25 protein-coding genes, 1 tRNA gene and 2 pseudogenes are annotated in these 22,461 nt (G+C 63.2%); 12 read left to right on the top strand and 16 right to left on the bottom strand.

What is annotated here, in order from left to right; translation table 11 throughout:
- Nucleotides 1–5: 5 nt before the first annotated feature.
- Nucleotides 6–2,186: a TonB-dependent receptor gene (locus AVHM3334_RS20105; protein WP_502869953.1), complete on the bottom strand. Its 2,181-nt coding sequence runs from the start codon at nt 2,184–2,186 to the stop codon at nt 6–8.
- 332 nt (nt 2,187–2,518) lie between these two features.
- Nucleotides 2,519–2,878: a DUF2946 family protein gene (locus AVHM3334_RS20100; RefSeq protein ID WP_284415288.1), complete on the bottom strand. Its 360-nt coding sequence runs from the start codon at nt 2,876–2,878 to the stop codon at nt 2,519–2,521.
- A gap of 261 nt (nt 2,879–3,139) precedes the next feature.
- Between AVHM3334_RS20100 and AVHM3334_RS20095 the strand changes: the two genes are divergently transcribed.
- Together AVHM3334_RS20095 and AVHM3334_RS20090 are read left to right on the top strand one after the other, a co-directional pair.
- Complete coding sequence (locus AVHM3334_RS20095) at nt 3,140–3,619, top strand: DUF2127 domain-containing protein (protein WP_284415279.1); 480 nt, start codon at nt 3,140–3,142, stop codon at nt 3,617–3,619.
- A gap of 238 nt (nt 3,620–3,857) precedes the next feature.
- Nucleotides 3,858–5,363 carry a lyase family protein gene (locus AVHM3334_RS20090; RefSeq protein ID WP_284415278.1) on the top strand — a complete coding sequence of 502 codons (1,506 nt, stop codon included), beginning with the start codon at nt 3,858–3,860 and terminating at the stop codon, nt 5,361–5,363.
- A gap of 238 nt (nt 5,364–5,601) precedes the next feature.
- Here the strand turns inward: AVHM3334_RS20090 and AVHM3334_RS20085 are convergent, their stop codons facing one another.
- Nucleotides 5,602–5,925: a hypothetical protein gene (locus AVHM3334_RS20085; protein ID WP_284415277.1), complete on the bottom strand. Its 324-nt coding sequence runs from the start codon at nt 5,923–5,925 to the stop codon at nt 5,602–5,604.
- Nucleotides 5,926–6,381: 456 nt separating this feature from the next.
- On the opposite strand from AVHM3334_RS20085, the pseudogene AVHM3334_RS20080 reads away from it, so the two are divergent.
- Nucleotides 6,382–6,962: pseudogene (locus AVHM3334_RS20080) on the top strand (helix-turn-helix domain-containing protein).
- Here the strand turns inward: AVHM3334_RS20080 and AVHM3334_RS20075 are convergent.
- The 9 genes from AVHM3334_RS20075 to radC form a co-directional block, all read right to left on the bottom strand.
- On the bottom strand, nt 6,936–7,334 hold the full coding sequence (locus tag AVHM3334_RS20075) for a hypothetical protein (protein ID WP_284415276.1): 399 nt from the start codon (nt 7,332–7,334) through the stop codon (nt 6,936–6,938). The pseudogene AVHM3334_RS20080 and the gene AVHM3334_RS20075 sit on opposite strands and share 27 nt — an antisense overlap.
- A 139-nt stretch (nt 7,335–7,473) precedes the next feature.
- The gene (locus AVHM3334_RS20070) at nt 7,474–7,986 is read right to left on the bottom strand and encodes a hypothetical protein (protein WP_284415275.1); all 513 of its coding nucleotides are present in this window, start codon (nt 7,984–7,986) and stop codon (nt 7,474–7,476) included.
- Nucleotides 7,987–8,053: 67 nt separating this feature from the next.
- Nucleotides 8,054–8,545, bottom strand: a complete 492-nt coding sequence (locus AVHM3334_RS20065; protein WP_284415274.1) for a DUF1240 domain-containing protein — start codon at nt 8,543–8,545, stop codon at nt 8,054–8,056.
- 64 nt (nt 8,546–8,609) lie between these two features.
- Nucleotides 8,610–9,125: a hypothetical protein gene (locus AVHM3334_RS20060; protein WP_284415273.1), complete on the bottom strand. Its 516-nt coding sequence runs from the start codon at nt 9,123–9,125 to the stop codon at nt 8,610–8,612.
- 66 nt (nt 9,126–9,191) lie between these two features.
- The gene (locus AVHM3334_RS20055) at nt 9,192–9,680 is read right to left on the bottom strand and encodes a hypothetical protein (protein WP_284415272.1); all 489 of its coding nucleotides are present in this window, start codon (nt 9,678–9,680) and stop codon (nt 9,192–9,194) included.
- A gap of 141 nt (nt 9,681–9,821) precedes the next feature.
- Nucleotides 9,822–10,322, bottom strand: coding sequence for a hypothetical protein (locus AVHM3334_RS20050; RefSeq protein ID WP_284415271.1), 501 nt, complete (start codon nt 10,320–10,322; stop codon nt 9,822–9,824).
- A gap of 218 nt (nt 10,323–10,540) precedes the next feature.
- Nucleotides 10,541–11,038: a DUF1240 domain-containing protein gene (locus tag AVHM3334_RS20045; RefSeq protein ID WP_284415270.1), complete on the bottom strand. Its 498-nt coding sequence runs from the start codon at nt 11,036–11,038 to the stop codon at nt 10,541–10,543.
- 22 nt (nt 11,039–11,060) lie between these two features.
- On the bottom strand, nt 11,061–11,996 hold the full coding sequence (locus AVHM3334_RS20040) for a hypothetical protein (protein ID WP_284415269.1): 936 nt from the start codon (nt 11,994–11,996) through the stop codon (nt 11,061–11,063).
- A 192-nt stretch (nt 11,997–12,188) separates the two neighbouring features.
- Nucleotides 12,189–12,902: a RadC family protein gene (radC, locus tag AVHM3334_RS20035; RefSeq protein ID WP_284415268.1), complete on the bottom strand. Its 714-nt coding sequence runs from the start codon at nt 12,900–12,902 to the stop codon at nt 12,189–12,191.
- 94 nt (nt 12,903–12,996) lie between these two features.
- Between radC and AVHM3334_RS20030 the strand changes: the two genes are divergently transcribed.
- The 3 genes from AVHM3334_RS20030 (at nt 12,997) to AVHM3334_RS20020 (ending at nt 16,043) form a co-directional block, all read left to right on the top strand.
- Nucleotides 12,997–13,473 (top strand): FKBP-type peptidyl-prolyl cis-trans isomerase, encoded by a 477-nt coding sequence (locus tag AVHM3334_RS20030; RefSeq protein WP_284415267.1) that lies wholly within the window; start codon nt 12,997–12,999, stop codon nt 13,471–13,473.
- Nucleotides 13,474–13,477: 4 nt separating this feature from the next.
- Complete coding sequence (gene ispH, locus AVHM3334_RS20025; RefSeq protein WP_284415266.1) at nt 13,478–14,473, top strand: 4-hydroxy-3-methylbut-2-enyl diphosphate reductase; 996 nt, start codon at nt 13,478–13,480, stop codon at nt 14,471–14,473.
- Between the two features lie 247 nt (nt 14,474–14,720).
- The gene (locus tag AVHM3334_RS20020; protein WP_284415265.1) at nt 14,721–16,043 is read left to right on the top strand and encodes a hemolysin family protein; all 1,323 of its coding nucleotides are present in this window, start codon (nt 14,721–14,723) and stop codon (nt 16,041–16,043) included.
- 99 nt (nt 16,044–16,142) lie between these two features.
- On the opposite strand, the gene AVHM3334_RS20015 is transcribed toward AVHM3334_RS20020, so the two are convergent.
- Entirely contained in the window at nt 16,143–16,817 is a 675-nt protein-coding gene (locus AVHM3334_RS20015; RefSeq protein ID WP_284415264.1) for a CBS domain-containing protein, read from the bottom strand.
- Between the two features lie 262 nt (nt 16,818–17,079).
- Between AVHM3334_RS20015 and AVHM3334_RS20010 the strand changes: the two genes are divergently transcribed.
- Entirely contained in the window at nt 17,080–18,024 is a 945-nt protein-coding gene (locus AVHM3334_RS20010; RefSeq protein WP_284415263.1) for a threonine/serine dehydratase, read from the top strand.
- A gap of 30 nt (nt 18,025–18,054) precedes the next feature.
- Here AVHM3334_RS20010 and AVHM3334_RS20005 read toward each other — a convergent pair whose 3' ends face one another.
- The gene (locus AVHM3334_RS20005) at nt 18,055–18,483 is read right to left on the bottom strand and encodes a VOC family protein (protein ID WP_284415262.1); all 429 of its coding nucleotides are present in this window, start codon (nt 18,481–18,483) and stop codon (nt 18,055–18,057) included.
- A gap of 90 nt (nt 18,484–18,573) precedes the next feature.
- Between AVHM3334_RS20005 and serS the strand changes: the two genes are divergently transcribed.
- From serS to AVHM3334_RS19980, 5 genes are all read left to right on the top strand, one after another.
- Entirely contained in the window at nt 18,574–19,884 is a 1,311-nt protein-coding gene (gene serS, locus AVHM3334_RS20000) for a serine--tRNA ligase (protein ID WP_284415261.1), read from the top strand.
- A 59-nt stretch (nt 19,885–19,943) separates the two neighbouring features.
- Entirely contained in the window at nt 19,944–20,504 is a 561-nt protein-coding gene (locus AVHM3334_RS19995; RefSeq protein WP_284415260.1) for a class I SAM-dependent methyltransferase, read from the top strand.
- A gap of 122 nt (nt 20,505–20,626) precedes the next feature.
- The gene (locus tag AVHM3334_RS19990) at nt 20,627–21,139 is read left to right on the top strand and encodes a DUF1993 domain-containing protein (protein ID WP_284415259.1); all 513 of its coding nucleotides are present in this window, start codon (nt 20,627–20,629) and stop codon (nt 21,137–21,139) included.
- Between the two features lie 102 nt (nt 21,140–21,241).
- Nucleotides 21,242–21,331: transfer RNA gene (locus AVHM3334_RS19985), tRNA-Ser, on the top strand.
- A gap of 77 nt (nt 21,332–21,408) precedes the next feature.
- A complete protein-coding gene (locus AVHM3334_RS19980) occupies nt 21,409–21,747 on the top strand; it encodes a hypothetical protein (RefSeq protein ID WP_284415258.1) in 339 nt (112 codons plus the stop codon).
- 42 nt (nt 21,748–21,789) lie between these two features.
- On the opposite strand, the gene AVHM3334_RS19975 is transcribed toward AVHM3334_RS19980, so the two are convergent.
- Together AVHM3334_RS19975 and AVHM3334_RS19970 are read right to left on the bottom strand one after the other, a co-directional pair.
- Nucleotides 21,790–22,044, bottom strand: a complete 255-nt coding sequence (locus AVHM3334_RS19975; RefSeq protein WP_284415257.1) for a hypothetical protein — start codon at nt 22,042–22,044, stop codon at nt 21,790–21,792.
- A 63-nt stretch (nt 22,045–22,107) separates the two neighbouring features.
- Nucleotides 22,108–22,461: pseudogene (locus tag AVHM3334_RS19970) on the bottom strand (integrase core domain-containing protein); the annotation flags it as partial.

The raw sequence follows: 22,461 nt of genomic DNA, 5'->3' as shown, positions 1-22,461 counted from the left end.
TCTGCTCAGAACGCCACCTGCAGCGACACATCCGCCGTTCGCGGCGCGCCCAGGTAAACCTGTGCGCTGCGGGCTTCGGCCGCGTAGATGCGGTCGGTCGCATTGCGAATGCGCCCGGTGAGCGTGGCCGTGGGCGACAGCTTCCACGCCAGCCCCAGGTCCAGCAGCGTGTACGAAGGCCAATACTGCGTGTTGGCCGCGTCCGCATCGATGCGGCCCACGCGCCGCACGCCCGCCGTGGCCTGCAGCGCCGGCGTGATCGCATAGCCCAGCCACAGGTTGGCCACGCTCTCGGGCGTGTTGATGGGCGTGCGGCCCGCGAGCGACACGCCGCCCTGCACGAACTGCTCGTAGCGGGCACGCGCGCGCATCGCGTTCGCCTGCACCTGCCAGCGGTCGGTCAGGCGCAGGCCCGCCGCCACCTCCACCCCGCGTGACGATTGCTCGCCCACCTGCACCGTGAACGCAGGGTTGTTCGGGTCCTGCGAGGCGATGTTGCGCCGCGTGATCTGGAACGCCGCCACCGTGGCCGTGCCGCGCCCGCCCCAGAAGTCGAATTTGCTGCCGACCTCGGTTTGCCGGCCCGTGGTGAGCGCGCTGTTGTTGGCCACGTCGGCGAACGATGCGGTGGAAAGCGACCCCGACGGCGGATCGCTCGCCGTCGCGTACTGCGCATAGACATTGGCGCCCGGCGCCACGTCCCACACCACGCCCAGCCGGCCGGTGGTGGGCGTGTAGCTGCGGTCGAATGCCGCCGGGGCTGTGGCGGTGATGGCGCGCCGGTTGTTCACCTCCAGCGCGATGCGTTCGTGCCGCAGGGCGGTGACCAGGTGCACGCCGGGCACGAGCGCCGTGCGGTTTTCCGCGAAGAGCGCCGTGGTCTGCACGCGGTTGTCGCGGTCGGCCCGAAAGCCCGGCGCCATGCCGGGAATGTCGAAGAACCGTTCGGTGGTGAAACGGTACGGGTCCACCGTGCTCACCGTGCCTGGCAGGCTGTTGGGAAAGCGTGTCTGTCGGTTCACGCTCACGTCCAGGCCGAAAGCCCAGTCGCTCTGGTGGCCGGCCAGCGTGCCGTGCCAGGTCGCCTCGGTGCGGTTGCCCACCAGTTGCTGGTCGTGCCGCTGCAGGTAAGCGCTGCCGCGAGACACCAGGGTGTTGGCGGCGTTGAACTGGTACGTTTCCACGTTGCGGTAGTCGCGCAGCGCATCGTAGGCATACAGCGTGTTGCGCCACTGCAGCGCATCGGACACGCGCCACTGCGCCACCGAACGCAGCCACTGCACCCGCTGGGCATACATGCCGTCGGCGCTGTTGTAGTTGGCAAAGCGCGTCCCCGGGTCGATGCGCAGCGCACCCGCGTTGGGGTTGAGCACGGGCGTGCCCCAGTAAGGCCGGTCCACCGTTTCCTTCTGGAACTCGTAGGCCAGCAGGTGCGTGAAGCCGCCGCCCAGGTCGGACAGCAGCGAAGTGGCCACCTGCGTGGACCGGGTGTGCGTGCCGGTGGTCCAGCTTCCGGCGTCGCGGTGGTTCACGTCGATGCGTGCGGTATGGCTGGGCCCCGCGCCGCCGTCCTGCGGGCCCGCGATGCGCCGGTTGATGCCCAGCGATGCTTCCTTGAGCCCATACGAGCCCGCGCGCAGCCGTCCTTCCGCGAAGTTGCCGCTGCGGTCGGGTGTCTTGGTGATGTAGTTGAGGGAGCCGCCCACCGCGCCCGCGCCGTACAGGAAGCCCGACGCGCCGCCGATGGCTTCCACGCGGTCGTAGATCCAGCTGTCGATCGCGCGGGTGGCGCTTCCGTATTGCACGGTGATGCCGTTGAACAGTTGCGTGACCGAATTGTTGCTGAAGCCCCGGTAGCTGGCAGCCATGGAGCCTGGCGCGTTGTGCACCGTCACGCCGGGCACGGTGCGAAGGATCTCCTGCGTGTCCTGCGCGCCCCGCGCTTCGATGGTGGCGCGGTCCACCACGGTGATCGATGCTGGCGTCTCGCGCGGCGTGAGGCCCAGGCGGCTGCCGGTGTCGGCGGGCGTGTCCAGGTTCAACCGGCCCATGGGCTCGGCGGGCGTCTCTGAAACGGTGACGGGCGCCAGCGTGGGCAGGGAGGCGGATGGCCCCTCTTGCGCCAGCGCGGCGGAAGGTCCGGCGCTGGCAAGCAGCGCCAGCATGGCGTGGCCGAGCGGCGACATCGCCAGCCGGGTCGGGCGCGCCGAACCGTCGGTTGCGGCGCCGGCACTGGTGCCGGAGTCCGCGCGCGCGGCGGCTCCGTGCACCGCCAGCCTGGATGTGGATGGGCGGGGGGACGGGGAGGAAAAGGTCGTGGTCATGGCATCGATCAGCACGCGGGCGAGCGGCGCACGGCGCGCGGCGCTGAGCCGCGCCATTGGCTGCGGTTCAACGCCGCGCCCGGCAGGCCGGGTCGTCTCAGCGAAAAAGACAGGGAATGCGTTCGCGCAAGGCCCCGGCCACCTGCACACCGGCAGGCCGCCGCGCTATGGCGAACGGAGGGAGCCGAGAAGGCTCAGGCGTGCGGGAAGGATGGCGGCCCGCGCGCCGGAAGCGGCGCGGCCGTGGCCGCAGCGATGCGCGCGGCCGGAATCGCCTGTACCGCATGGCCGAGCGGCAACGGTTGCGGCAGGGTTTGCATCGCCACCACCGGCGGTGGCGCGCCGTGCGGCATGCACAGGGGGCAGTCCATGGCGGTCTGGCCCATTTCCACCGGGCCGTCGTCGGTCTGCACATAGACCTTCACCATGCCTGCCGTGGAGCAGATCCACTCCATCGCCCGCGCATGCACCAGCGGCGAGGCCACGGCCGCCAGCAGCGCGCCCACAAAGCAGGCCAGCACCCAGCGGCGCAGGGCGCGTGCGGTGTGCAGCAGTGCGTTGGAAGGTGATTGCTTCACTTTTGATAGCAAGATGCCGTGGATTTGATTGCGCTGGAGGCTGTTTTGGCTCAAACCCCGTTGCCTGGGCGGTGCATCCGCAGGCCGGTGGGCAGCGTCCAGCGGCGGATTGTAGGCCGGCAACCCTTCGGACGGACAGGCGTTTCGCGCGGCGCCGCCAGCGCCGACAATCGGCCTGCCCGTCCCGTCCCGGCGTGCATCCGATCACTGCTTATCTCTCTTTACCATCGCCTTGCCATGAACCAGGCCATCCGGCTCGTCGCCTTCCTCGAAGCTTTCAAGGGCCTGCTCGTGCTGGCCGCGGCCACGGGGCTGCTGTCGCTCATGCACCGCGACCTCTATGCCATCGCTGCGCGGCTCATCGAACACGCGCATCTGAATCCCGCCGCGAAGTACCCGCAGATCTTTCTGGATGCGGCCCGCAACCTGCAGGACGCGCGGCTCACGCTGCTGGCCCTGGGCGCCGCGGCCTATGCCGCGCTGCGGCTGGTGGAGGCCTACGGCCTTTTCAGGGAGCGCCCCTGGGCCGAGGTGCTGGCCGCAGGCAGCGGGGCGATCTACCTGCCGTTCGAGTTCATCGGATTCCTGCACCACAGCAATGCGCTGCATGCGGGCATTTTCATCGTCAATGCCCTGGTGGTGGGGGTGATGGTGCGGGCACTGCTGCAGCGCCGGCGCGCTGCGCTGGCGGGCAGCGGGGCGGGCGTGCAGCACTGAGCCAGCCACTACCATGGGCTTTTGCTTTCAGGAGACTCCATGCGCAAGGCAATGACTTTTCTCGCCGTCATCGGCACCCTGGCCGCTCTGTATTTCGCGTACCGGTACGGGGTGTACTGATGGCGCGCTGGCTGCCCATCGCCTGGCGGCGGTGGTCGCCGAGGCACGCCGACAGTCATCACGGCCACCGACGCTGACGCTGGCCGCAGAAAATCCACCGAGACGACATGCCATGCCCATGAAACCCACCCCCCTGGCCGCCGCGGCCGCCGTTTGCCTGGCTCTCCTCGCGCCCCATGCCGGCGCCCAGACCTCGAAAAAGCACGACGATTTCTTCTGGCTCGGGGAAATCAACAAGGCCACCGCTGTCATCAATACCGACGAAGGCCTGCTGGACAAATCGCTGTCGCCCCTGGTCTATCAAGGCATCACCGAGGTGCTGGCCAACGGCGACAAGCCGGGTGGCAAGCGGCCCTCGCTGGTCATCACCTTCGAGCCGCTGTTGATCGAGGCCGCCGGCCCGCAGATCACGTTGCTGCACGCAGGCCGATCGAGCCAGGACATGCTGGCCACCGCGCGGTCCGCCATCCTGCGCGACGAAATGCTGCACCTGGCCGAGGCGCTCAACAAGACCACCGCCACGCTGGTCGAACTGGCCGGCAAGCACCGGGCCACCGTCGTGCCCAACTACACCAACGGGGTTGCCGCCCAGCCCAACAGCTATGGCCACTACCTGCTGGGCATCGCTGCGGGGCTTGAGCGCGACGCCCAGCGCATCCGCGAAGCCTATGCCCGCATGGACCGATCGCCCATGGGCACCACGGTGCTCAACGGCACCAGCTGGCCGCTCAACCGCAAGCGCATGGCCGACTATCTGGGGTTTTCCGCCACGGTGGACAACGCGTACGACGCCGCTCAGATCTCCGCGGTGGACCAGCCCGTCGAGGCCGGCGCCATCGTCATGGCCATCGCCCTGCATGCCGGGAGCTTCATCGAAGACGTGATGACCCAATACGCCCAGCCGCGGCCCTGGATCCTGCTGCAGGAAGGCGGCGGCAACACGTATGTATCGAGCGCCATGCCGCAAAAGCGCAATCCCGGCCTGCTCAACAGCACCCGCCGCGACGCCTCCACCGCGCTCAACCTGGGCATGGGCCCGGCGCTGCAGGCGCACAACATTCCCCCCGGCATGAGCGATCCGAAAGAGGTCCGCACCAACGCGGTGATGGTGCAGGCAGCGGCCGGCGTGCTGAACAACTGGACCCGCATCCTCAACAACCTGGTGATCGATCCCCAGCGCGCGCTGGAAGAACTCAACAGCGACTGGACCGCCTCGCAGGAGCTGGCCGACGTGCTGATGCGCAAGTACAAGCTGCCCTTCCGCGTCGGCCACCATTTCGCCTCGGAGGTCGTGGAATACGCCAAGGCCAAGGACATCAAGCCGCTCGCGTTTCCCTATTCGGAAGCGCAGCGCATCTACACAGAGACCGTGAAAGGAACGGAGTTTGCACAGGTGCTGCCCCTGTCCGAGGCCGAGTTCCGTTCCACGCTGGACCCGGTGGCGATCGTGAAGAACCGCCAGACCGCCGGCGGCCCGCAACCCGCCGAAATGGACCGCATGCTGCGCGAGGCAACCCAGCGGGTGGCTGAACAGGACGGCTGGATCAATGCACGGCGCACGCAGATTGCGACGTCGCTGGCGCGGCTGGATGCGGATTTCGAGAAGCTGGGTGGCGTGCGATAGCCAGCGATGCCCACCGAGGCCCTGCGCACTGGCGCAACGGTGGACGACTTAGCCCGCGCGGCGATGGCCGAGATCGAGCGGCGAAAGGGGTACGAGGGGGAACTGCGTACAGCGCTGGAGAACTGCCGGGCTCCCACAACTGGCGCTTTGGTGAGAACTCCGGTTTAGGCGTACCCGCTGGAGAGAAAAGGGCGTAAAAAAGCCCGCGCGAAGGCGGGCTTCTATGGCGCAACTGCGTTCAAGCTGCCCTCTTGAATTCCTCGATCCGATCATCCGCTTGACTAGCCTTCTTTTGGTGATGCTCGAGCACCTCTTTAAGACCATCTGGGATAAAGCGCTGCAGGATGTCACGCATCAAAGGTTGGTAGCCAACACCGTGGTGCGCACCAATAAGTTTGTAGGCGTCTATCATGCTTTTCGGCAATCTGATCGAGATGGATTGCATGCCCATCGACTCGTCCAGCGCTGCCATGTGCTCCGCACTGGCAACCTCCGCATGGGCGGCATCTGCGCCCAGTGAGCGATTCTCCCATGCTTCATCAGTGCCTGCGAAATTGTTCATTTGACTCTCCGTTTAATGTGACTGGTATAGATGCTGATCTCGGTTGGGTTGGGTTCGTAGCATGTCCTCAGATGAATTTCCAAACCACGTTGTATATACGCGATCTTCAGCAATCGTCCGGCGTTCGTATGGCTTAGAAACCACAGCGTAGGAGGATCAGTCCTGTGATCCTCCCTGTTGTCAATAAGCAACGGGCCGTCGATGTTTTCGAAACTTTGCTCAACCTCTCTAAGCGTTACTTGATGCTTGTGACCTAGCTTATCAAGCGTGGCTGGAGAGATTTTTAGGTTCTTCATAGGTTTGATACTAACGTCAATTTAGCCAACGTGTATATACGTTCAGGCGAAGGCATTGCGAGATATGCGGCTTTGCGACACAACGCTAGTGTCCCGTCCCGTTATTTTCTGGCATTAATCGTGCATGCCATTGAGGTATGTTGGAACCGGAGATACCGCGATGAGAATGGGCAGACCGAAGGTCGAGTTGGCGCTCTCTGACGAGGAGCGATCGCAGCTTCAATCCTTTGCCCGCAGCCGCTCGCTGCCTGCTGCGCTGAGCAATCGGGCTCGCATCGTTCTGAGCAGTGCCGATGGTGAGCCCAACAACGCCATTGCTGAGAGACTGAAGCTGACCAATGCCACGGTCGGCAAGTGGCGCGCCCGGTTCATCGAGCGACGCATCCCTGGGCTGTACGACGACGTTCGCCCCGGCAAGCCGCGCACCATCGACGACGAGCGCGTGGCAAGGTTGATCAATACGACGCTGCACACCAAGCCGGCCGATGGCTCCACGCACTGGAGCGTGCGTACGGTGGCCGCCGAGACGGGCATCTCCAAGTCCAGCGTCGCACGCTACTCACGGACAAGGCCATTCGCCGGGGATCATTCACCAGCGTCAAGCAACTCGTCCAACGCATCGACCACTTCGTCACCGCCTACAACGCCAACTGCCAACCCTTCAGGTGGACCGCCACCGCGGATTCGATGCTCGAAAAGCTGCATCGACTTTGCTCACTTATCAGCGGGACAGAACACTAGTTCCGAACATATCGAGTAACCGATGTTGGGCATGTAGAAGCGCTGGACTACAGCGGTGACAGGAATCAACACCATCGCGGCCATGCCCAAAAGCACGGTGACCTTGAAAGCGCACTCGAACGGATGGATAGCTCTGTCACTGATGGGAATGGCGCGCATGCTGCCGATCAACGCCCCTAGCATGCTGAAGACAGCGACAAATGGCGTGACTTGTAAAGCAGGCGCTATCCGCACGACTGGGGCTTGTGACGCGATGGCTTCAATCGTTGGAATGATGCCGTGCGATACCGCCCACAAGCAACTCGCGCCGACCCCGATAAAGAGCGGGAGGCCCCATACCAAAGCTTTTCTGACTTTTTTGAGATATACCATTTTTGTCGAGGGGTGCGCACGCCGCTCAAACGCTTCTGGGCGCTGCCACTCTTCGGGTATGAATTGGGCCGTGGCGCAATCAATGTGCCGGTATGTAGCTATTTAATTGATAGCAATTTTCCGGTGGCAGCGAGTGCATCTATGGTGAACCATGAGGAACGGCTGAGTTCGCCTGCTCGTTCACCCACTCCAGGCTCTTGCCTTTGACGCACCAAGCAGGATCGCGCACCCAGTCCGTGAACCAGAGCGAGGGCTGTCCCTTCAAATCGGCGCATTTCTCATAGCCCATCGGAGGTAAGAAATGGCTTTGCAGCAGCGTCGAGGTGGAGGCCATCAGCAGCAACGAAATGCCATTCAGCACGACCAGCACATTGATCCATCGTGTGGACCTCGCCACGATGCGCTCGCCCACTTGCATGCCCTTCATGGGCAGAAGAATCAAGGTAAGAAATGCGAGGGGCAGCATGGCCGGCGCAAGCATGAGGACCGGCCAGATGCGAACCACGGGTGCGGACTCGCGCAGCGCGTTCACCAAGTCGGGGATTGCCCAAAAAGTGAAGTAGCAACACAGGCCCAACATGAGCACTGTTGCGGGAATCGCAAACAGCAAGGTCTTCCTGATGTGGACTGCCTCATCAGCGCTTGCTTTCATCTCAGTATTTCTGGCAGTTCTGCCTGCGCTCGCCTCAGAGACTGCTATCGATGTTCCTGTCATCCCTTCAGTTTTTTTCTGCATTGCGGGCCTGCTCGTTCACCCACTCCAGGCTCTTGCTTTTGACGCACCAGTCGGGATTGCGCACCCAGTCCGTGAACCAGACCGACGGATTCCCTTTCAACGCGTTGCAAGTGGAGTAACCCAGTTGTGGCAAATAGTGCCTTTGCAGTGGCGCGGATGCCAGCGCGAATACGACCATCACACCGAAGCTCACGAAGGCCAGCACATTCAGGACTCGCATCAGAGCTCCTGTTAGCCGTTCATTGCAAGGAACTGCCTTGGCTGAGAGCGTGATGGTCAACAGTGCAACGATCACGGCCAAGAAAACGGTAAGCACGGAGAACGTTGTAAACCGGACCACAGGAGCCTTGCGAGCGAGCCCGTTCCACTGCTCAAAAAAGCCGCCGAACGAAGTGAGGTAGCAAAGCACCGCGGTCACCAGAAAGACTGCGTAGATCTGTGGAAGAAAATTCCGAACTGCAGCGACATCTTTCATAAATCCGGCGTATGGACTTCATGCACTATTGGTCTCTGAAGCAGCATCGAAACGAGGCCAAGCCCTATTGCGACGGGGGGTGAGACTCAGCATTTCTTGCCTGCTCGTTCACCCACTCCAGACTTTTGCCTTTAACGCACCAGGCAGGGTTACGTACCCAATCGCTGAACCAAATATAGGAGTGGTCCTTGAGTTCCGTGCATCTGATATAGCCCTTCTTGGGCATGAAATAGCCTTGCAAGAATGCCGATGTGGTCAGCATCAACAGCATGGCAAGGAAGTTGATGACGAGCAGCACGTTGATCCAGGTGGCTGCGCGGTCGGTTAAACCCTTGCCAATGGGGATGGCTTTCATCGGCGGGATAACGATCATCATCAGCGCTAAGGGCAACAGCGTCGGGCCAAGAGTGATCCCCGGCCAAATACGTATCACCGGCGCAGCCAGTTGCAGTTCTTGGACGAGTTCAGGAATCAGTGCGAACGTGAAAAACCATGCAAGCGCGAAAAGCATCATCGAGACCGGAATGCCGAGAGGCAATATCTTTCTGATGCGGGCGAGTTCAGCAGCGTTTGCTGTCATTTCAATATCTCCGGCAAATCGGGCAGAGCCAATCTCTAAATCCGTTGTCGAGGTTCCTGTCTGCTTTCAATTTCTTACTGAAGTGCGCGCCTGCTCGTTCACCCACTCCAAGCTCTGGCCTCTGACGCACCAAGTGGGATCACGCACCCAGTCCGTGAACCACATGGTGGGGTGGCCTTCTAGTTCCGAACATATCGAGTAACCGATGTTGGGCATGTAGAAGCGCTGGACTACAGCGCTGACAGGAATCAACACCATCGCGGCCATGCCCAAAAGCACGGTGACCTTGAAAGCGCACTCGAACGGATGGATAGCTCTGTCACTGATGGGAATGGCGCGCATGCTGCCGATCAACGCCCCCAGCATGCTGAAGACAGCGACAAACGGCGTGACTTGGGAAGCAGGCGCTATCCGCACGACTGGGGCTTGTGACGCGATGGCTTCAATCGTTGGAATGATTCCGTGTGATACCACCCACAAGCAACTCGCGCCGACCCCGATAAAGAGCGGGAGGCCCCATACCAAAGCTTTTCTGACTTTTTTGAGATCTACCATTTTTGTCGAGGGGTGCGCACGCCGCTCAAACGCTTCTGGGCGCTGCCACTCTTCGGGTATGAATTGGGCCGTGGCGCAATCAATGTGCCGGCATGTAGCTATTTAATTGATAGCAATTTTCCGGTGTGGCAGCGAGCGCATCTATGGTGAACCATGAGGAACGGCTGAGTTCGCCTGCTCGTTCACCCACTCCAGGCTCTTGCCTTTGACGCACCAGTCGGGATTGCGCACCCAGTCGGTAAACCAGACAGAAGGTTGATCTTGAAGCTGATCGCATTGGACGTAACCCAACTGCGGCATCCATCGACTTTGGACAAGTGCAGAGGTGCTAATGATCAAGCACAAAACGCCCATGCTTAAAAACACCAAGAAGTTAAACAGGGCTTCCAACCTCTTCACCCAGACGCCTTCATAAAGGATAGCTTTGAGCACTAGGCCCAATGGGAGAACCAACGAAATCAACAGCGCGAAAGGCGCCAGCAGTGCCGTGGGCCTGATCCGAATGACAGGCATCGAAAAGATCATTTGCTTGATCGGCGGTATGACGCTATCAAGAATGAGCCATCCAAATAGAAACGCCATAGACAGGCACAGAGGCAGGCCCCACACCAATGCCTTTCTGATCTGACGGGTCTTATTCATGGGTTATCTCATTGAAGGAGAGACGAAATCAGTATCGGCGGCATGTCATTCGCCGACTTTTCCCGCCCACTAGGTCATGGTTTTCACGTCGTTAAACACGGAATGAATCCGTCAATTCGATGCAGGTAGACGCAGCAAAATCAGTCGGTACCGCAGTCAGTGCAAACGCACGTTGCTATTTTTTTATAGCAAATGTTGTGACGTTGTCGCATCCGCCTCTATGGCGCTGTGCGAGGAAGGGCCTCACGCGCCTGCTCGTTCACCCATTCCAAGCTCTTGCCTCTGACGCACCAACTGGGATCGCGGACCCAATCTGTGAACCACATGGTGGGGTTGCCCTGCAGTTCTGAACACATTGAATAACCAACACTGGGCATATAAAAGCGTTGCGTCACGGAAGTCACTGGAATCAAAAGCAACGCAATCATTCCGATCCACACCGCGATGTTGAATGCGCGCTCGAACTTTTGGATCAGTCGTTCACTTGCAGGCACCGAACGCATCATTCCCAGCAAGACACCGATAAGACAAAACGTGGCGATGAAAGGAGCCAACTGTGCGGCGGGCGCGATTCGCACCGCAGGTGCTCTCGAAGCGATCGCATTCAATGTTGGAATCAGTTCATGAAACACTACAAAAAGGCAGCCGGCGGTGATAGCTAAGTAAAGCGGAGCGCCCCACAGCATGGTTTTGCGGATGTGATGGATGTCTTGCATTGGTTCGATGTTTTGGCCAGCCTCAATACCGAACGCAGGTGATGCGACAGAGCCAGTCCTTCACTCCACGGTCGATAGCACGGCCGCCTTCTACCTTCTTTTGTTCGAAGGCTTCGCTCAAAGCCTGCTGCCAAGATTGTGCGTTGGTGTCGATGTAATAAAAACCTTGGGCTGTCTGTTCAGGAAGTACCTTGAGCGCGGAGATGACTTTCTCCTTGATGCCGTATTCGCGGTCCATGCTGTTCAGGATGAATCCAGTCCCCACGGCAACTATCGCCATGACGAACAGTGGAGTGACCGCGGCGCTTGTGAGGGCGCCTGCCATAGCGGCAGCACTGTAAGCCACCAGGGCGCCGAGGCCGCCCTTCACCGCCTCCACCCCGATCCCGCCGACCAAGTCATACATGGTCTTTTCGTCATTGAACATGAAGTCCATCAGTTCGATCCCTGTGGACACCACCACGCCCAGCATGAACCCACCTTTGGCAATGCCTTGCAGGCTCTTCATGCCCAGGCCGAGTTGCAGCATCTTTGGGTGCGTCGCCAGATAGCGCGTGCCTTGTAGCGCACTGCTACGCCGCGCCGAGTACCCTTTGATGATGATGTACGTACCCGTTGCCGTGGTCTTGATGTAAGTCCCAATGCCGGCCATACCGATGGCGTTCAGCGTTTTGGTGATGGCCAGCGCATCATTGGCCCCTTGCGCCACCGGGCCGACCCAAGGCTCACCCGCATTCGGACTGAACGTCTTCTGCCAGTACTGCCCGAACGTGGACTGGGACAGCATCTTGCGCAGGTTGAATTCCAGCGCCGCGTTGTTCCTCGCCTTGTCCTGCAGGATGCTCATGTACTGCCCCTGCGTCAGCACCAGCACGTCCACCTGGTTCTTGTCCATGGACTGGGCCAGGGTCTGTCCGTAGCCGACGTTGAAGAACGTGGCCGCGAGTTCTGCGCTCATTCAATCCCCCCTTGAGATCGTGTTTTGTTGGGGGCGAATGCTAAATGGGAAACGGCTCGAATTTAACTGTAGAGGTATTATTTTTATTAACCATTTGTTAAAAACGACGACGCACGCATGGGCTCGTGCTCTCAGAAAACGGGCCGCTACGCGCTTTGTTTTGTGTTGCGGTGGGGACGAAGCACTGCTGCGCTAAACCAGCCCGGCTTCTGCCATCGACAGTGCCGCGCCGCGCGCGACGATCACGTGGTCCAGCACGCGCACGTCCACCAGGGCGAGGGCGTTTTTGAGGGTGTGCGTGAGTGCCTCGTCGGCCTTGCTGGGCTGCACTCTGCCGCTGGGGTGGTTGTGGGCCAGCACCACGGCGGCGGCGCCGTGGTGCAGGGCACGGGTGACGATTTCGCGCGGGTACACGCTGGTTTGTGAGAGCGTGCCGCGGAACATCTCATCCATGGCGATCATGCGGTTCTGGCAGTTCAGGAACATCACGGCGAACACCTCGTATCCCTTGTTCGCCAGATGCAGTTGCAGGTAGTGCTTCACTGCCGTGGGCGATTCGAACGCCTCGCGCTCGCTCAGTTGCTCGGCCAGTGCCCGTCGCGCCAACTCCAGAACGGCCACCAGTTCAGCCCGCTTGGCGGGGCCCAAGCCTTTGATGCGCCGCAGGTCCTCGGCGCTGGTGTGCAGCAGTCCGCTGAGGCCTCCGAAACCTCCGGCTGGCTTGCCCGTGGCCTCATCGATGGTGCTCGGTGCGAGCAGTTCGCCCGCCATCTCCATCACCCCTTTGCCCGCCATGCCGGTGCGCAGCAGGATGGCCAGCAGTTCCGTGTCCGACAGGGCGCCGGGGCCGCGTTGCAGCAGCCGTTCGCGGGGCCGCGCGTCGGCGGGCATCGTTTTCATGAGCATGGTGGTGCCAGGTTGGGTGAGCCGCGGCCAAGGCCGCGCGCGGGGCAGGGGATGGGCAGGTTTCTACAATGGCGGCCAGTTTATCGGGACTCTCATGACCACTCTCGCCCCCACATCCCCTTCTGCGGCCCCCACCGTGCAGGCGGGTTCCTTCCTGACCCTGCACTACCGTCTGGCCGGCCCGGCGGGCGATGTGATCAACACTTTCGGCGACAAGCCGGCCACGCTGTCGCTGGGGGCGGGCGAGTTGTCCCCCGCCATGGAGCAGTGCCTGATCGGCCTGGCCGAAGGCACGCGCACCACGTTCACCCTGCCCGCGGGCGAGGCGTTCGGCGACCGCAATCCGGACATGCAGCAGTGGGTGGCGCGCAAGCTGCTGGCCGAGCTGGGCGACCCGGACGAGCGCTATTCGGTGGGCGATGTGGTGCAGTTTCCGACGCCTGACGGGCTTGGCAGCTACGCGGGCGTGGTGCTTGCGGTGCGCGAGGATGGCGCGGTGCGCTTCGATTTCAACCACCCGCTGGCGGGGCAGCCGGTCACCTTCGAGGTGCAGCTCATCGGGGTGCTCTGACGCCATGCAAAAACCCCAGGAAATCATTCTGGCCGAGCCCCGCGGCTTTTGCGCGGGCGTGGACCGCGCGATCGAGATCGTGGAGCGTGCGCTGCAGAAATTCGGCGCGCCCATCTACGTGCGCCACGAGATCGTGCACAACACCTACGTGGTGAACGACCTCAAGGCCAAGGGCGCGATCTTCATCGAAGACCTGGCCGATGTGCCGCCCGGCTCGACGCTGGTGTTCTCGGCCCACGGCGTTAGCAAGGCGGTGCAGACCGAGGCGGCCGAGCGCGGCTTCAGCGTGTTCGATGCCACCTGCCCGCTGGTGACCAAGGTACACGTGGAGGTCGCCAAGCTCGCCAAGGAGGGCTACGAGTTCATCATGATCGGCCACAAGGGCCACCCCGAAGTGGAGGGCACCATGGGCCAGCTGGACCATGGCATCCACCTGGTGGAAGACGTGCAGGACGTGGCCCGCGTGCAGCCGGGCCAGACGGCCAAGCTGGCGGTGGTGACGCAGACCACGCTGTCGGTGGACGACGCGGCCGAGATCAGCGCGGCGGTGCGCGCGCGCTTTCCCAGCGTGCGCGAGCCCAAGCAGCAGGACATCTGCTACGCCACGCAGAACCGGCAGGACGCGATCAAGGTGCTGAGCCCGCAGGTCGATCTGGTCATCGTGGTGGGCAGCCCCACCAGCTCCAACAGCAATCGCCTGCGCGAACTGGCGGCGCGGCTGGGAACCGCGGCCTACATGGTGGACAGCGCCGAGGAACTGCGTCCCGAGTGGTTCGATGGCGTCGCCCGCGTGGGCCTGACCGCCGGCGCGTCGGCGCCCGAAATTCTGGTGCGGCAGGTGATCGACCGCATCAAGGCGCTGGGCGCCGTGTCGGTGCGCAAGATGGACGGCATCGAGGAGACGGTGAAGTTCCCGCTGCCCAAGGGCCTGCGCATCGATGCGGCCACGGGGCTGGCGATCACCGAGCGCACGCCGGAGACGGGGCCCGCAGGGCACTGAAATCGATTGGCCGTCAGTTTGCTATTAATTTAATAGCTATGTGCCTTAGTACTTATTGTGCTGGAGGCCATTTTGATGCTTGGTCTTTGGTGCCTGCCGCACGCCCTGTCCCGGCAGCGACAGGGCGCAAATACCACGCTGGCGCCCCAATGTCCCTACGCGGGCGGCCCCTATGACCCCACGCCTGTTGTGACTTCTTACAATTTGCGGCTGATTCACTCTGAGGGGGCCTCTCCGCTCCCCGTCTATGGAAGTAGCAATACTGTTCGCCCTCATCCTGCTCAATGGCTTGTTTGCCATGTCGGAACTGGCGCTGGTCACAGCGCGCAAGACCCGGCTCCAGAAGCTGATCGATGAGGGCGATAGCGGCGCGGTCGCTGCAGTCAAGCTGGGCGAAGACCCCACCCGGTTCCTCTCCGCCATTCAGATCGGCATCACGTCCATCGGCGTGCTGAACGGTATCGTCGGCGAGGCCGCGCTGGCCCAGCCGCTGGGCGAATGGCTGCGCACCTTCGGGATGGAGCCCAAATACGCCAGCTACCTCGCCACCGGCATGGTGGTGATGCTCATCACCTACTTTTCCATCGTCGTGGGCGAACTGGTGCCAAAGCGCCTGGGCCAGAGCCATCCGGAAGTCATCGCCCGCCTGGTGGCACGCCCGATCAACTGGCTGGCCATTGCCACCAAGCCGTTCGTGAAGCTGCTGTCCATGTCCACGCAGGGCCTGCTGCGCCTGCTGGGCGTGAAGGAGAGCAACGCCAGCGCGGTGACCGAGGCCGAGATCCACGCGGTGCTGGCCGAAGGCACGAGCGCCGGCGTGATCGAATCGCACGAGCACCAGATGGTTCGCAACGTGTTCCGCCTGGACGACCGCCAGATCGGCTCGCTGATGGTGCCGCGCGCCGACGTGGCGGTGCTGGACGTCGAAGATTCGTTCGAAGAAAACCTGAAGCGCATCGAAGAGTCCGACCATGCGCGCTTTCCCGTCGTGCGGGGCGGCATGGAGAACGTGCTCGGCGTGCTGAACGCCCGCCAGTGGCTCTCGCGCTCGCTGCGCGAACAGGCCTGCGATCTGGCCACGCAGCCGCTGCAGACGGCGCTGTACGTGCCGGAGACGATCACCGGCATGGAGCTGCTCGACAACTTCCGCCAGTCCGATCTGCACATGGCCTTCGTGATCGACGAGTACGGCGAGGTGCAGGGCATCGTCACGCTGCAGGACCTGATCGAGGCCATCACGGGCGAATTCCACGCCCGCGATCCCGAAACCTCCTGGGCCGTGCAGCGCGAAGACGGCAGCTGGCTGCTGGACGGACACATCCCCGTGCCCGAACTGAAGGACCGCCTGGACCTGGACGCCGTGCCGGAAGAAGACCGGGGCCGCTATCACACGCTGAGCGGCATGGTCATGCTGCTGACGGGCAAGCTCCCCCGCGTGACCGACCGCGTGCAGTGGGAAGGCTGGCAGTTCGAAGTGGTGGACATGGATGGCAAGACCATCGACAAGGTGCTGGCGAGCCCGCTGCCCTCGGTGGAGATTGCGGAGCCCGAAACCATTTCCGCCGAGTAGCGGCAGGGCCGAAAGCCCGCGCCGCAGGCCCCGGAGCCTTGACCCTGAAAACCCGCACGGCTCACCGCCCTGCGGGTTTTTTCATGGGCGGCGCAGCGCTCAGCTCCACAGGTCCAGCGGCGGGTCGGCCGCCACGGCGCGCAGGATGTCGGTGCGCGAGATGAAGCCCGTCATCGTGCCGGCTTCGTCCGTCACCGGCAGGCCGGGAAGGCCCGTGTCCAGCAGCACGCCGGCCACGCGGCGCAGTTCGGTGTCGGCGGCCACGGTGGGCACCGGGCTCACCATGACCTCGGACACGGGCCGGCGTGCCAGCTCGATTGCATCTTTCACGCTGCCGGGCTCGGGCAGCAGCTCCAGCGGCGCCATGTCGGCGCGCAGCAGCAGCCCGACCACCTGGCCCTGGGCGTTGACCACCGGCGCCTGGGCGATGTGGTGCTCCGCGAGCGTCTGCCACGCATCGTTCACGCGGATGTCCGGCGGCACGGTGAGCGCGCCGACGGTCATCACGTCCTGCACGCGCGACAGCGGCTGGCGCTGCACCTGCGGGCCTTGCTCGGTCTGCACATAGGCGCTCACGGCCTCCTGCGTGCGCAGGTTCACCGGGCCGGGGTCGGGCGCGGGCGCCGCGATCGGGGGAAAGGGCGTCGCCTCGGGGTCTGCGGCACGCGTGCGCAGGGCCTGTGGCCGCTGCACCCGCCGCACGGGCGAGACTTGCGCCAGTTGCTCCGGCCCGCCGCGGTACATCTGCCCCGAAGGGCCGAACACAAAAAACATCGCCATCTCCTGCAAGGCCGGCGCTCCGCGTGCGCTCAGGCGCGCACGCCTCAATCGGCGGTCCATGGTATCGGCAGATGGCGGCGGGTGGAAAGCCGCAGGGCAATGGCGCATTCGGCGTGCGTTCCTGGTTCCTGTCCCGGCACGCGCCAGTGGCTGCCTACACTCGACGGTTTTGCGCACGGGCATTCATGCCGCGCGGCGTGCCGTGCCGTGCCGTGCGCAGGCTCCATCGTTTTCGTTTCGCAAGAGGACATTTGCAATGATCGATCGCTCCGCCGTTTCCACCGCCCGCCAGCGCCTGGCCGCACAGGCCGGCTTTCTTCGCACCACGCCGCTGTGGCGGCTGAGCGGCAGCGCGCTGGGCGTGGATTGCGCCGAGGTGTGGCTGAAGCTGGAGCATCTGCAGGTGGGCGGCAGTTTCAAGGCCCGGGGCATGCTGTACCGCCTGCTGGCCAACGCCGTGCCCGAGAGCGGCGTGATCATCGCCTCGGGCGGCAACGCGGGCATCGCCACCGCAGCCGCAGCGCGTGCCCTGGGCGTGCGCTGCGAGGTGTTCGTCCCCGAGATATCGCCCGAGGCCAAGCGTGCCCGGCTGCGCGCCCTGGGCGCCGAAGTGGTGGTGACCGGCGCCGCTTATTCCGAGGCGCTGCAGGCCTGCCTGGCGCGCCAGCAGCAAACGGGCGCGCTCCTGAACCATGCATACGATCAGCCCGAGGTGGTGGCCGGTGCCGGCATGCTGGCGCTGGAAATGCAGGAGCAGGCCGGTGACCGCCTGCCCGACAGCGTGCTGGTCAGCGTGGGCGGCGGCGGACTCATCGCCGGTGTGGCCGCGTGGTGCGACAGCCGCGCCAACGTGGTGGCGCTGGAGCCCGAACGCGCTCCCACGCTGCACAGCGCGCGCGCGGCGGGCGAGCCGGTCGATGTGGAGGTGGGCGGCATCGCGGTCGATTCGCTGGGCGCGCGGCGCATCGGCACCATCGCGTGGGAGGTGTCGCAGCGCCATGTGCATTCGTCGCTGCTGGTGTCCGACGAATCCATCCGACAGGCCCAGCAATGGCTGTGGCGCGAGTGGAAGCTGGCGGTCGAGCCTGCGGCGGCGCTGGGGTTGGCCGCGCTGCAAAGCGGCGTTTACCGGCCGCGCGCTCATGAGACGGTGGGCCTGATCTTGTGCGGTGCCAACTTCGATCCGGCCACGCTGGCCTGATCGCCAGGGGGCGCTGCGTTATTTGTTTCTTCAGGCCGGTGGCGGTGCGCCGTCGCAGTTGACCATCCAGCCCACGCCGAACTTGTCCACCAGCGTGCCGAAATGCGCGCCCCAGAAGGTCACGGTGAACGGCATGCCGATGTGCCCGCCAGCGGCCAGGCTGTGGAAGATGCGCTCGCCGCGCTCTGCGCCGCCCGGGCAGTTGACCGACATGGAAAAGCCCGCGTGCCCCGCGAAAGGCTGCCCCGGCATGCGGTCGCTGGCCATGAACCGGTGGCCGCCCGGCACCTCCAGCGTGGCGTGCATGATCTTGTTGCGCCACTGCGCCGGAAGCTGCTTTTCCAGCGGCGATCCTTCGTAGCGATGCACCGCCGTGAGGTGCCCTTCCAGGCATTGGGCATAAAAGTCCAGAGCCTTCTCGCAGTTGCCGTCGAAGAATAGATACGGTTCGATGTGCATGGGGACCCTCCCTTAAGGCTGTGCAGCCCATCCTAAGACGGAAAGGGCGCCGCGCCAACCCGGTAAGACGCCCTACTAAAATCGCCGCCTATGCTAGACATCCTCCTCCTTCGCAAAGATCTCGACTCCGCCATCGCCCGGCTGGAGACCCGCAAAAAGCCCCAGGCTTTCCTGGACGTCGAGGCCTTTCAGTCCCTGGAGTCCGAGCGCAAGACCCTGCAGACGCGCACCGAAGAGCTGCAGGCCCGCCGCAACACGCTGTCCAAGCAGATCGGCCAGCTCAAGGCCAAGGGCGAGAACGCAGACGCAGTGATGGCCGAAGTGGGCTCGCTCAAGTCCGAACTCGAAACCTCCGCCGCGCGGCTGGAACAATTGCAGGCCGAATTGCACGCGTTGCTGCTGGCCGTGCCCAACCTGCCGCACGAAAGCGTCCCCGTGGGCGCGGACGAATCCGGCAATGTCGAAGTGCGCCGCTGGGGTACGCCGCGGGCTTTCGACTTCACCGCCAAGGACCATGTCGATGTCGGCACGCCCCTGGGCCTGGATTTCGACATGGGCGTGAAGCTCTCGGGCTCGCGCTTCACCGTCATGAAGGGCTCCATTGCCCGCCTGCACCGCGCGCTGGCCCAGTTCATGATCGACGTGCAGACCCTGGAGCACGGCTACACCGAGTGCTACGTGCCTTACGCCGTGAATGCCGATTCGCTGCGCGGCACCGGCCAGCTGCCGAAGTTCGAGGGCGATCTTTTCGCGGCCAATAAGGGCGGCCAGGATGGCGAGCCCGTGCCGGACCATGCGGCCCTGTACCTCATTCCCACCAGCGAAGTGCCCCTGACCAACTTCGTGCGCGACGTGGTCGTGCCCGAGGCCGACCTGCCGATCAGGCTGACGGCGCACACGCCGTGCTTTCGCTCCGAGGCCGGCAGCTACGGCCGCGACACGCGCGGCATGATCCGCCAGCACCAATTCGACAAGGTCGAGATGGTGCAGATCGTGCATCCCGATAAAAGCTACGAAGCCCTCGAAGCCATGACCGGCCATGCCGAGGCCGTGCTGCAAAAGCTCGGTTTGCCCTACCGGGTGATGAGCCTGTGCACGGGCGACATGGGCTTCGGTGCCGCAAAAACCTACGACCTGGAGGTGTGGCTGCCCGCGCAGAACACCTACCGCGAGATCAGCTCGATCAGCAACTGCGAAGCCTTCCAGTCGCGCCGCCTGCAGGCCCGCTTCAAGAATGCGCAAGGCAAGAATGAACTGCTGCACACGTTGAACGGATCGGGTCTCGCCGTGGGGCGCACGCTGGTCGCGGTGCTGGAGAACTATCAGCAGGCCGATGGCAGCGTCGAAGTGCCAGAAGCGCTGCGCCCCTATCTGGGCGGCTTGACCTCCCTGGCTGCATAGGCGACCCGCCAGGGCTTCGCCGAACGGCTTTTTTTAGCACCAACTAAAGTAGGAAGGCCATGAAGCTCAACGTCGGCTGTGGTCGCAATACCCTTGCCGGGTGGCTGAACCTGGACAGCCAGGCGCTGCCGGGCGTGGACATCGTCGCGGACCTGGATGCCTGCGCGACCACGCCGTTGCCGCTGGCGGACGAAAGCGTGCAGGAGTTTCTGCTGTCGCATGTCCTGGAGCACATCCCGAAGGTGCTGCCCATGATGCAGGAACTGCACCGCGTGGCACGGCCCGACGCGCGGATGGTCATCCGGGTGCCCCATGGCGCGAGCGACGACGCCTTCGAAGACCCCACCCACGTTCGCCAGCTGTTCCACGGGTCGTTCGGGTATTTTTCCCAGCCCTACTACTGGCGCGCGGATTACGGATACCGCGGCGACTGGATCACCGACCGCATCGAGTTGACCGTGGCGCAGCGGCTGCGCGGTTTGACCCAGGAGCAGATCTGGGAATGCATCCAGAGCCAACGCAACGTGGTCACCGAAATGGTGGCCCATCTGCGTGCGGTGAAGCCAGCTCGCACGCCCTTGCGCGACTTGCAGAACCTGCCGCAGATCCTTCTGGTCTGACCCATCGGAGCGGGCCTTTCAAAGGGGTTTTCCCGCTCCGCCCGTGCAGCAGCATCCCATTGCTGGTGTACTTGCCATCCGCCGGCGCCATGCCGGCTCTCTTTTTCAAGGATCGACCCGCGATGACCTCTTTCATGTACAGCGCCAGCGTGCCAGTTTTCAAGCAGATGCTCGGCTCGCTTTCGGACGTGATCTCCAAGACCGAAGCCCATGCGACCGCACGCAAGATCGATGCGGACGCGCTGCTGCAGGCACGGCTGTTTCCCGACATGTTTCCGCTGGCGCGGCAGGTGCTGATCGCGTGCGACTTCGCCAAGGGCATCGCTGCAAGGCTGGCCGGCGTGGACGTGCCATCGCTGCCGGATACGGAACTGCCGGGTTTCGCTGACCTGCGCACCCGGATCGATACCGTTCTGGCGTTCATCGAAGGCCTGCCCTCCGAAGCTTTCGACGAAGCCGCCGCCCGCCAGATCACGCTGCAGCCCGGCACGCCGCGCGAAAAGCAGTTCGCTGGCGAGCACTACCTGCTGCACTACGGCCTGCCGCAGTTCTTCTTCCATGTGAATGCCACGTACGCGATCGCCCGGCACAACGGGGTGGAATTGGGTAAGCGCGATTACATGGGCAAGTACTGAGATCGAGCCGCTCGTAGCGAATGGACGACGAGCTTCGAAGCCTCGTCGGTTTTGCAGCCTGAGGCCCAAAACTTCCTGCTAGAATCCCGGCTTCGACACACAGGAGAGGTGGCAGAGTGGTCGAATGTACCTGACTCGAAATCAGGCGTAGTGGCAACACTACCGTGGGTTCGAATCCCACCCTCTCCGCCAAAACGGAAAAAGCCTTGTAAATCAACAATTTACAAGGCTTTTTGCTTTGAGGGTGGTAGCAAATTTGGTAGCAATCCATGCTCAATTTGCCCATCTACCTGCTCGGTTCCAGCTACTACCTGCACACCCGCGTCAACGGACAGCAGGTCAAGCGCTCATTGCGCACCAGCTACAAGCGCGTGGCTATCATTCGTGCAACTGCCCTGTTGAACACGATGCACAAAAAGCCCGACCTCAGCGAAATCAGCCCCTACGAGATGGACGTAACCAAGGGCATCTACAAAGCCGAAGGGGATGAAGACCACAGGCGGATGCTGGAAACCATCCACGCCCTCAAAGCGCTGCACGCGGGCCAGCCCGCTCCCACGTTGGCACCATCCCCAACACCCCGCCCGCAGATGACCCCACCGCCTTGAAGCTAGGCGAACTGCTGGAAAAGTTCCTCTTGCTCAAATCCGTCAGGCAACAAGATTTCTACTATTCGGGCGCTTTACAACTTCGGCAAAAAACAGGGCTACACGCGCGGCGACAACCCCGCCGAGAACCGCGCCCTGCTGACCAAGAAGCAGCGCTTGCAAGGCGGCTGGGCCACGTTCGAAACCGATGAAATCGCGCTCTTGCTCGGTAGTCGGCCCTGCAAAACGCTTGCAACTCGCATGAACACTGGGTTTGCGCCAGTTCCTCTGCTTGCTTGATCCCCCGAGAATCAACAAATCGGATTTTGTTTTCTGGGAGTTTGAACCGCCCCGGGAATCCCGGAGACCCCTTGGTTTGAGTCACGCCGACATGGCGGACTCATGGGAGTGGGAATAGTAGTTGGCCTCAGCCTCGGCCGGTGGGATATTCCCGGTCGGCTCCAGCAATCGACGGTTGTTGAACCAGTCGACCCAGTTGAGCGTGGCCCACTCGACCCCCTCGCGCGTGCGCCAGGACGAGGCGCGATGGATCACCTCGGCCTTGTACAGGCCGTTGATGGTCTCGGCCAGAGCGTTGTCGTAGGAGTCCCCACGCTGCCTACCGAAGGCTCCAGGCCGGCTTCCACGAGCCGCTCTGTGTAGCGGATCGACACGTACTGAACGCCTCGGTCGCCGTGGTGAATCAGGCGATCCGGGCCGACCGGCTTGCGGGCA

Source organism: Acidovorax sp. SUPP3334 (assembly GCF_030159055.1).
In the GTDB taxonomy this organism is placed as follows: Bacteria; Pseudomonadota; Gammaproteobacteria; order Burkholderiales; family Burkholderiaceae_C; genus Paracidovorax.
The sequence above is the reverse complement of the archived record's forward strand: the minus strand, read 5'-3'. Positions and strand labels throughout refer to the sequence as shown.

What these genes read in the sequence shown, in the direction of transcription:
- AVHM3334_RS20030 (WP_284415267.1), top strand. Translation starts at nt 12,997, where the DNA reads ATGACCACTCTCGCCCCCACATCCCCTTCTGCGGCCCCCACCGTGCAG.
- serS (WP_284415261.1), top strand. Translation starts at nt 18,574, where the DNA reads ATGCTAGACATCCTCCTCCTTCGCAAAGATCTCGACTCCGCCATCGCC.
- AVHM3334_RS20045 (WP_284415270.1), bottom strand. Translation starts at nt 11,038, where the DNA reads ATGCAAGACATCCATCACATCCGCAAAACCATGCTGTGGGGCGCTCCG.
- AVHM3334_RS19980 (WP_284415258.1), top strand. Translation starts at nt 21,409, where the DNA reads ATGCTCAATTTGCCCATCTACCTGCTCGGTTCCAGCTACTACCTGCAC.
- AVHM3334_RS20015 (WP_284415264.1), bottom strand. Translation starts at nt 16,817, where the DNA reads ATGTTTTTTGTGTTCGGCCCTTCGGGGCAGATGTACCGCGGCGGGCCG.
- AVHM3334_RS20085 (WP_284415277.1), bottom strand. Translation starts at nt 5,925, where the DNA reads ATGAACAATTTCGCAGGCACTGATGAAGCATGGGAGAATCGCTCACTG.
- AVHM3334_RS20010 (WP_284415263.1), top strand. Translation starts at nt 17,080, where the DNA reads ATGATCGATCGCTCCGCCGTTTCCACCGCCCGCCAGCGCCTGGCCGCA.
- AVHM3334_RS20050 (WP_284415271.1), bottom strand. Translation starts at nt 10,322, where the DNA reads ATGAATAAGACCCGTCAGATCAGAAAGGCATTGGTGTGGGGCCTGCCT.
- AVHM3334_RS20095 (WP_284415279.1), top strand. Translation starts at nt 3,140, where the DNA reads ATGAACCAGGCCATCCGGCTCGTCGCCTTCCTCGAAGCTTTCAAGGGC.
- AVHM3334_RS20040 (WP_284415269.1), bottom strand. Translation starts at nt 11,996, where the DNA reads ATGAGCGCAGAACTCGCGGCCACGTTCTTCAACGTCGGCTACGGACAG.
- radC (WP_284415268.1), bottom strand. Translation starts at nt 12,902, where the DNA reads ATGCTCATGAAAACGATGCCCGCCGACGCGCGGCCCCGCGAACGGCTG.
- AVHM3334_RS20075 (WP_284415276.1), bottom strand. Translation starts at nt 7,334, where the DNA reads ATGGTATATCTCAAAAAAGTCAGAAAAGCTTTGGTATGGGGCCTCCCG.
- AVHM3334_RS19990 (WP_284415259.1), top strand. Translation starts at nt 20,627, where the DNA reads ATGACCTCTTTCATGTACAGCGCCAGCGTGCCAGTTTTCAAGCAGATG.
- AVHM3334_RS20060 (WP_284415273.1), bottom strand. Translation starts at nt 9,125, where the DNA reads ATGACAGCAAACGCTGCTGAACTCGCCCGCATCAGAAAGATATTGCCT.
- AVHM3334_RS19995 (WP_284415260.1), top strand. Translation starts at nt 19,944, where the DNA reads ATGAAGCTCAACGTCGGCTGTGGTCGCAATACCCTTGCCGGGTGGCTG.
- AVHM3334_RS20065 (WP_284415274.1), bottom strand. Translation starts at nt 8,545, where the DNA reads ATGAAAGATGTCGCTGCAGTTCGGAATTTTCTTCCACAGATCTACGCA.
- AVHM3334_RS20090 (WP_284415278.1), top strand. Translation starts at nt 3,858, where the DNA reads ATGAAACCCACCCCCCTGGCCGCCGCGGCCGCCGTTTGCCTGGCTCTC.
- AVHM3334_RS20070 (WP_284415275.1), bottom strand. Translation starts at nt 7,986, where the DNA reads ATGAAAGCAAGCGCTGATGAGGCAGTCCACATCAGGAAGACCTTGCTG.
- AVHM3334_RS20005 (WP_284415262.1), bottom strand. Translation starts at nt 18,483, where the DNA reads ATGCACATCGAACCGTATCTATTCTTCGACGGCAACTGCGAGAAGGCT.
- AVHM3334_RS20105 (WP_502869953.1), bottom strand. Translation starts at nt 2,186, where the DNA reads ATGTCGCCGCTCGGCCACGCCATGCTGGCGCTGCTTGCCAGCGCCGGA.
- AVHM3334_RS20055 (WP_284415272.1), bottom strand. Translation starts at nt 9,680, where the DNA reads ATGGTAGATCTCAAAAAAGTCAGAAAAGCTTTGGTATGGGGCCTCCCG.
- ispH (WP_284415266.1), top strand. Translation starts at nt 13,478, where the DNA reads ATGCAAAAACCCCAGGAAATCATTCTGGCCGAGCCCCGCGGCTTTTGC.
- AVHM3334_RS20020 (WP_284415265.1), top strand. Translation starts at nt 14,721, where the DNA reads ATGGAAGTAGCAATACTGTTCGCCCTCATCCTGCTCAATGGCTTGTTT.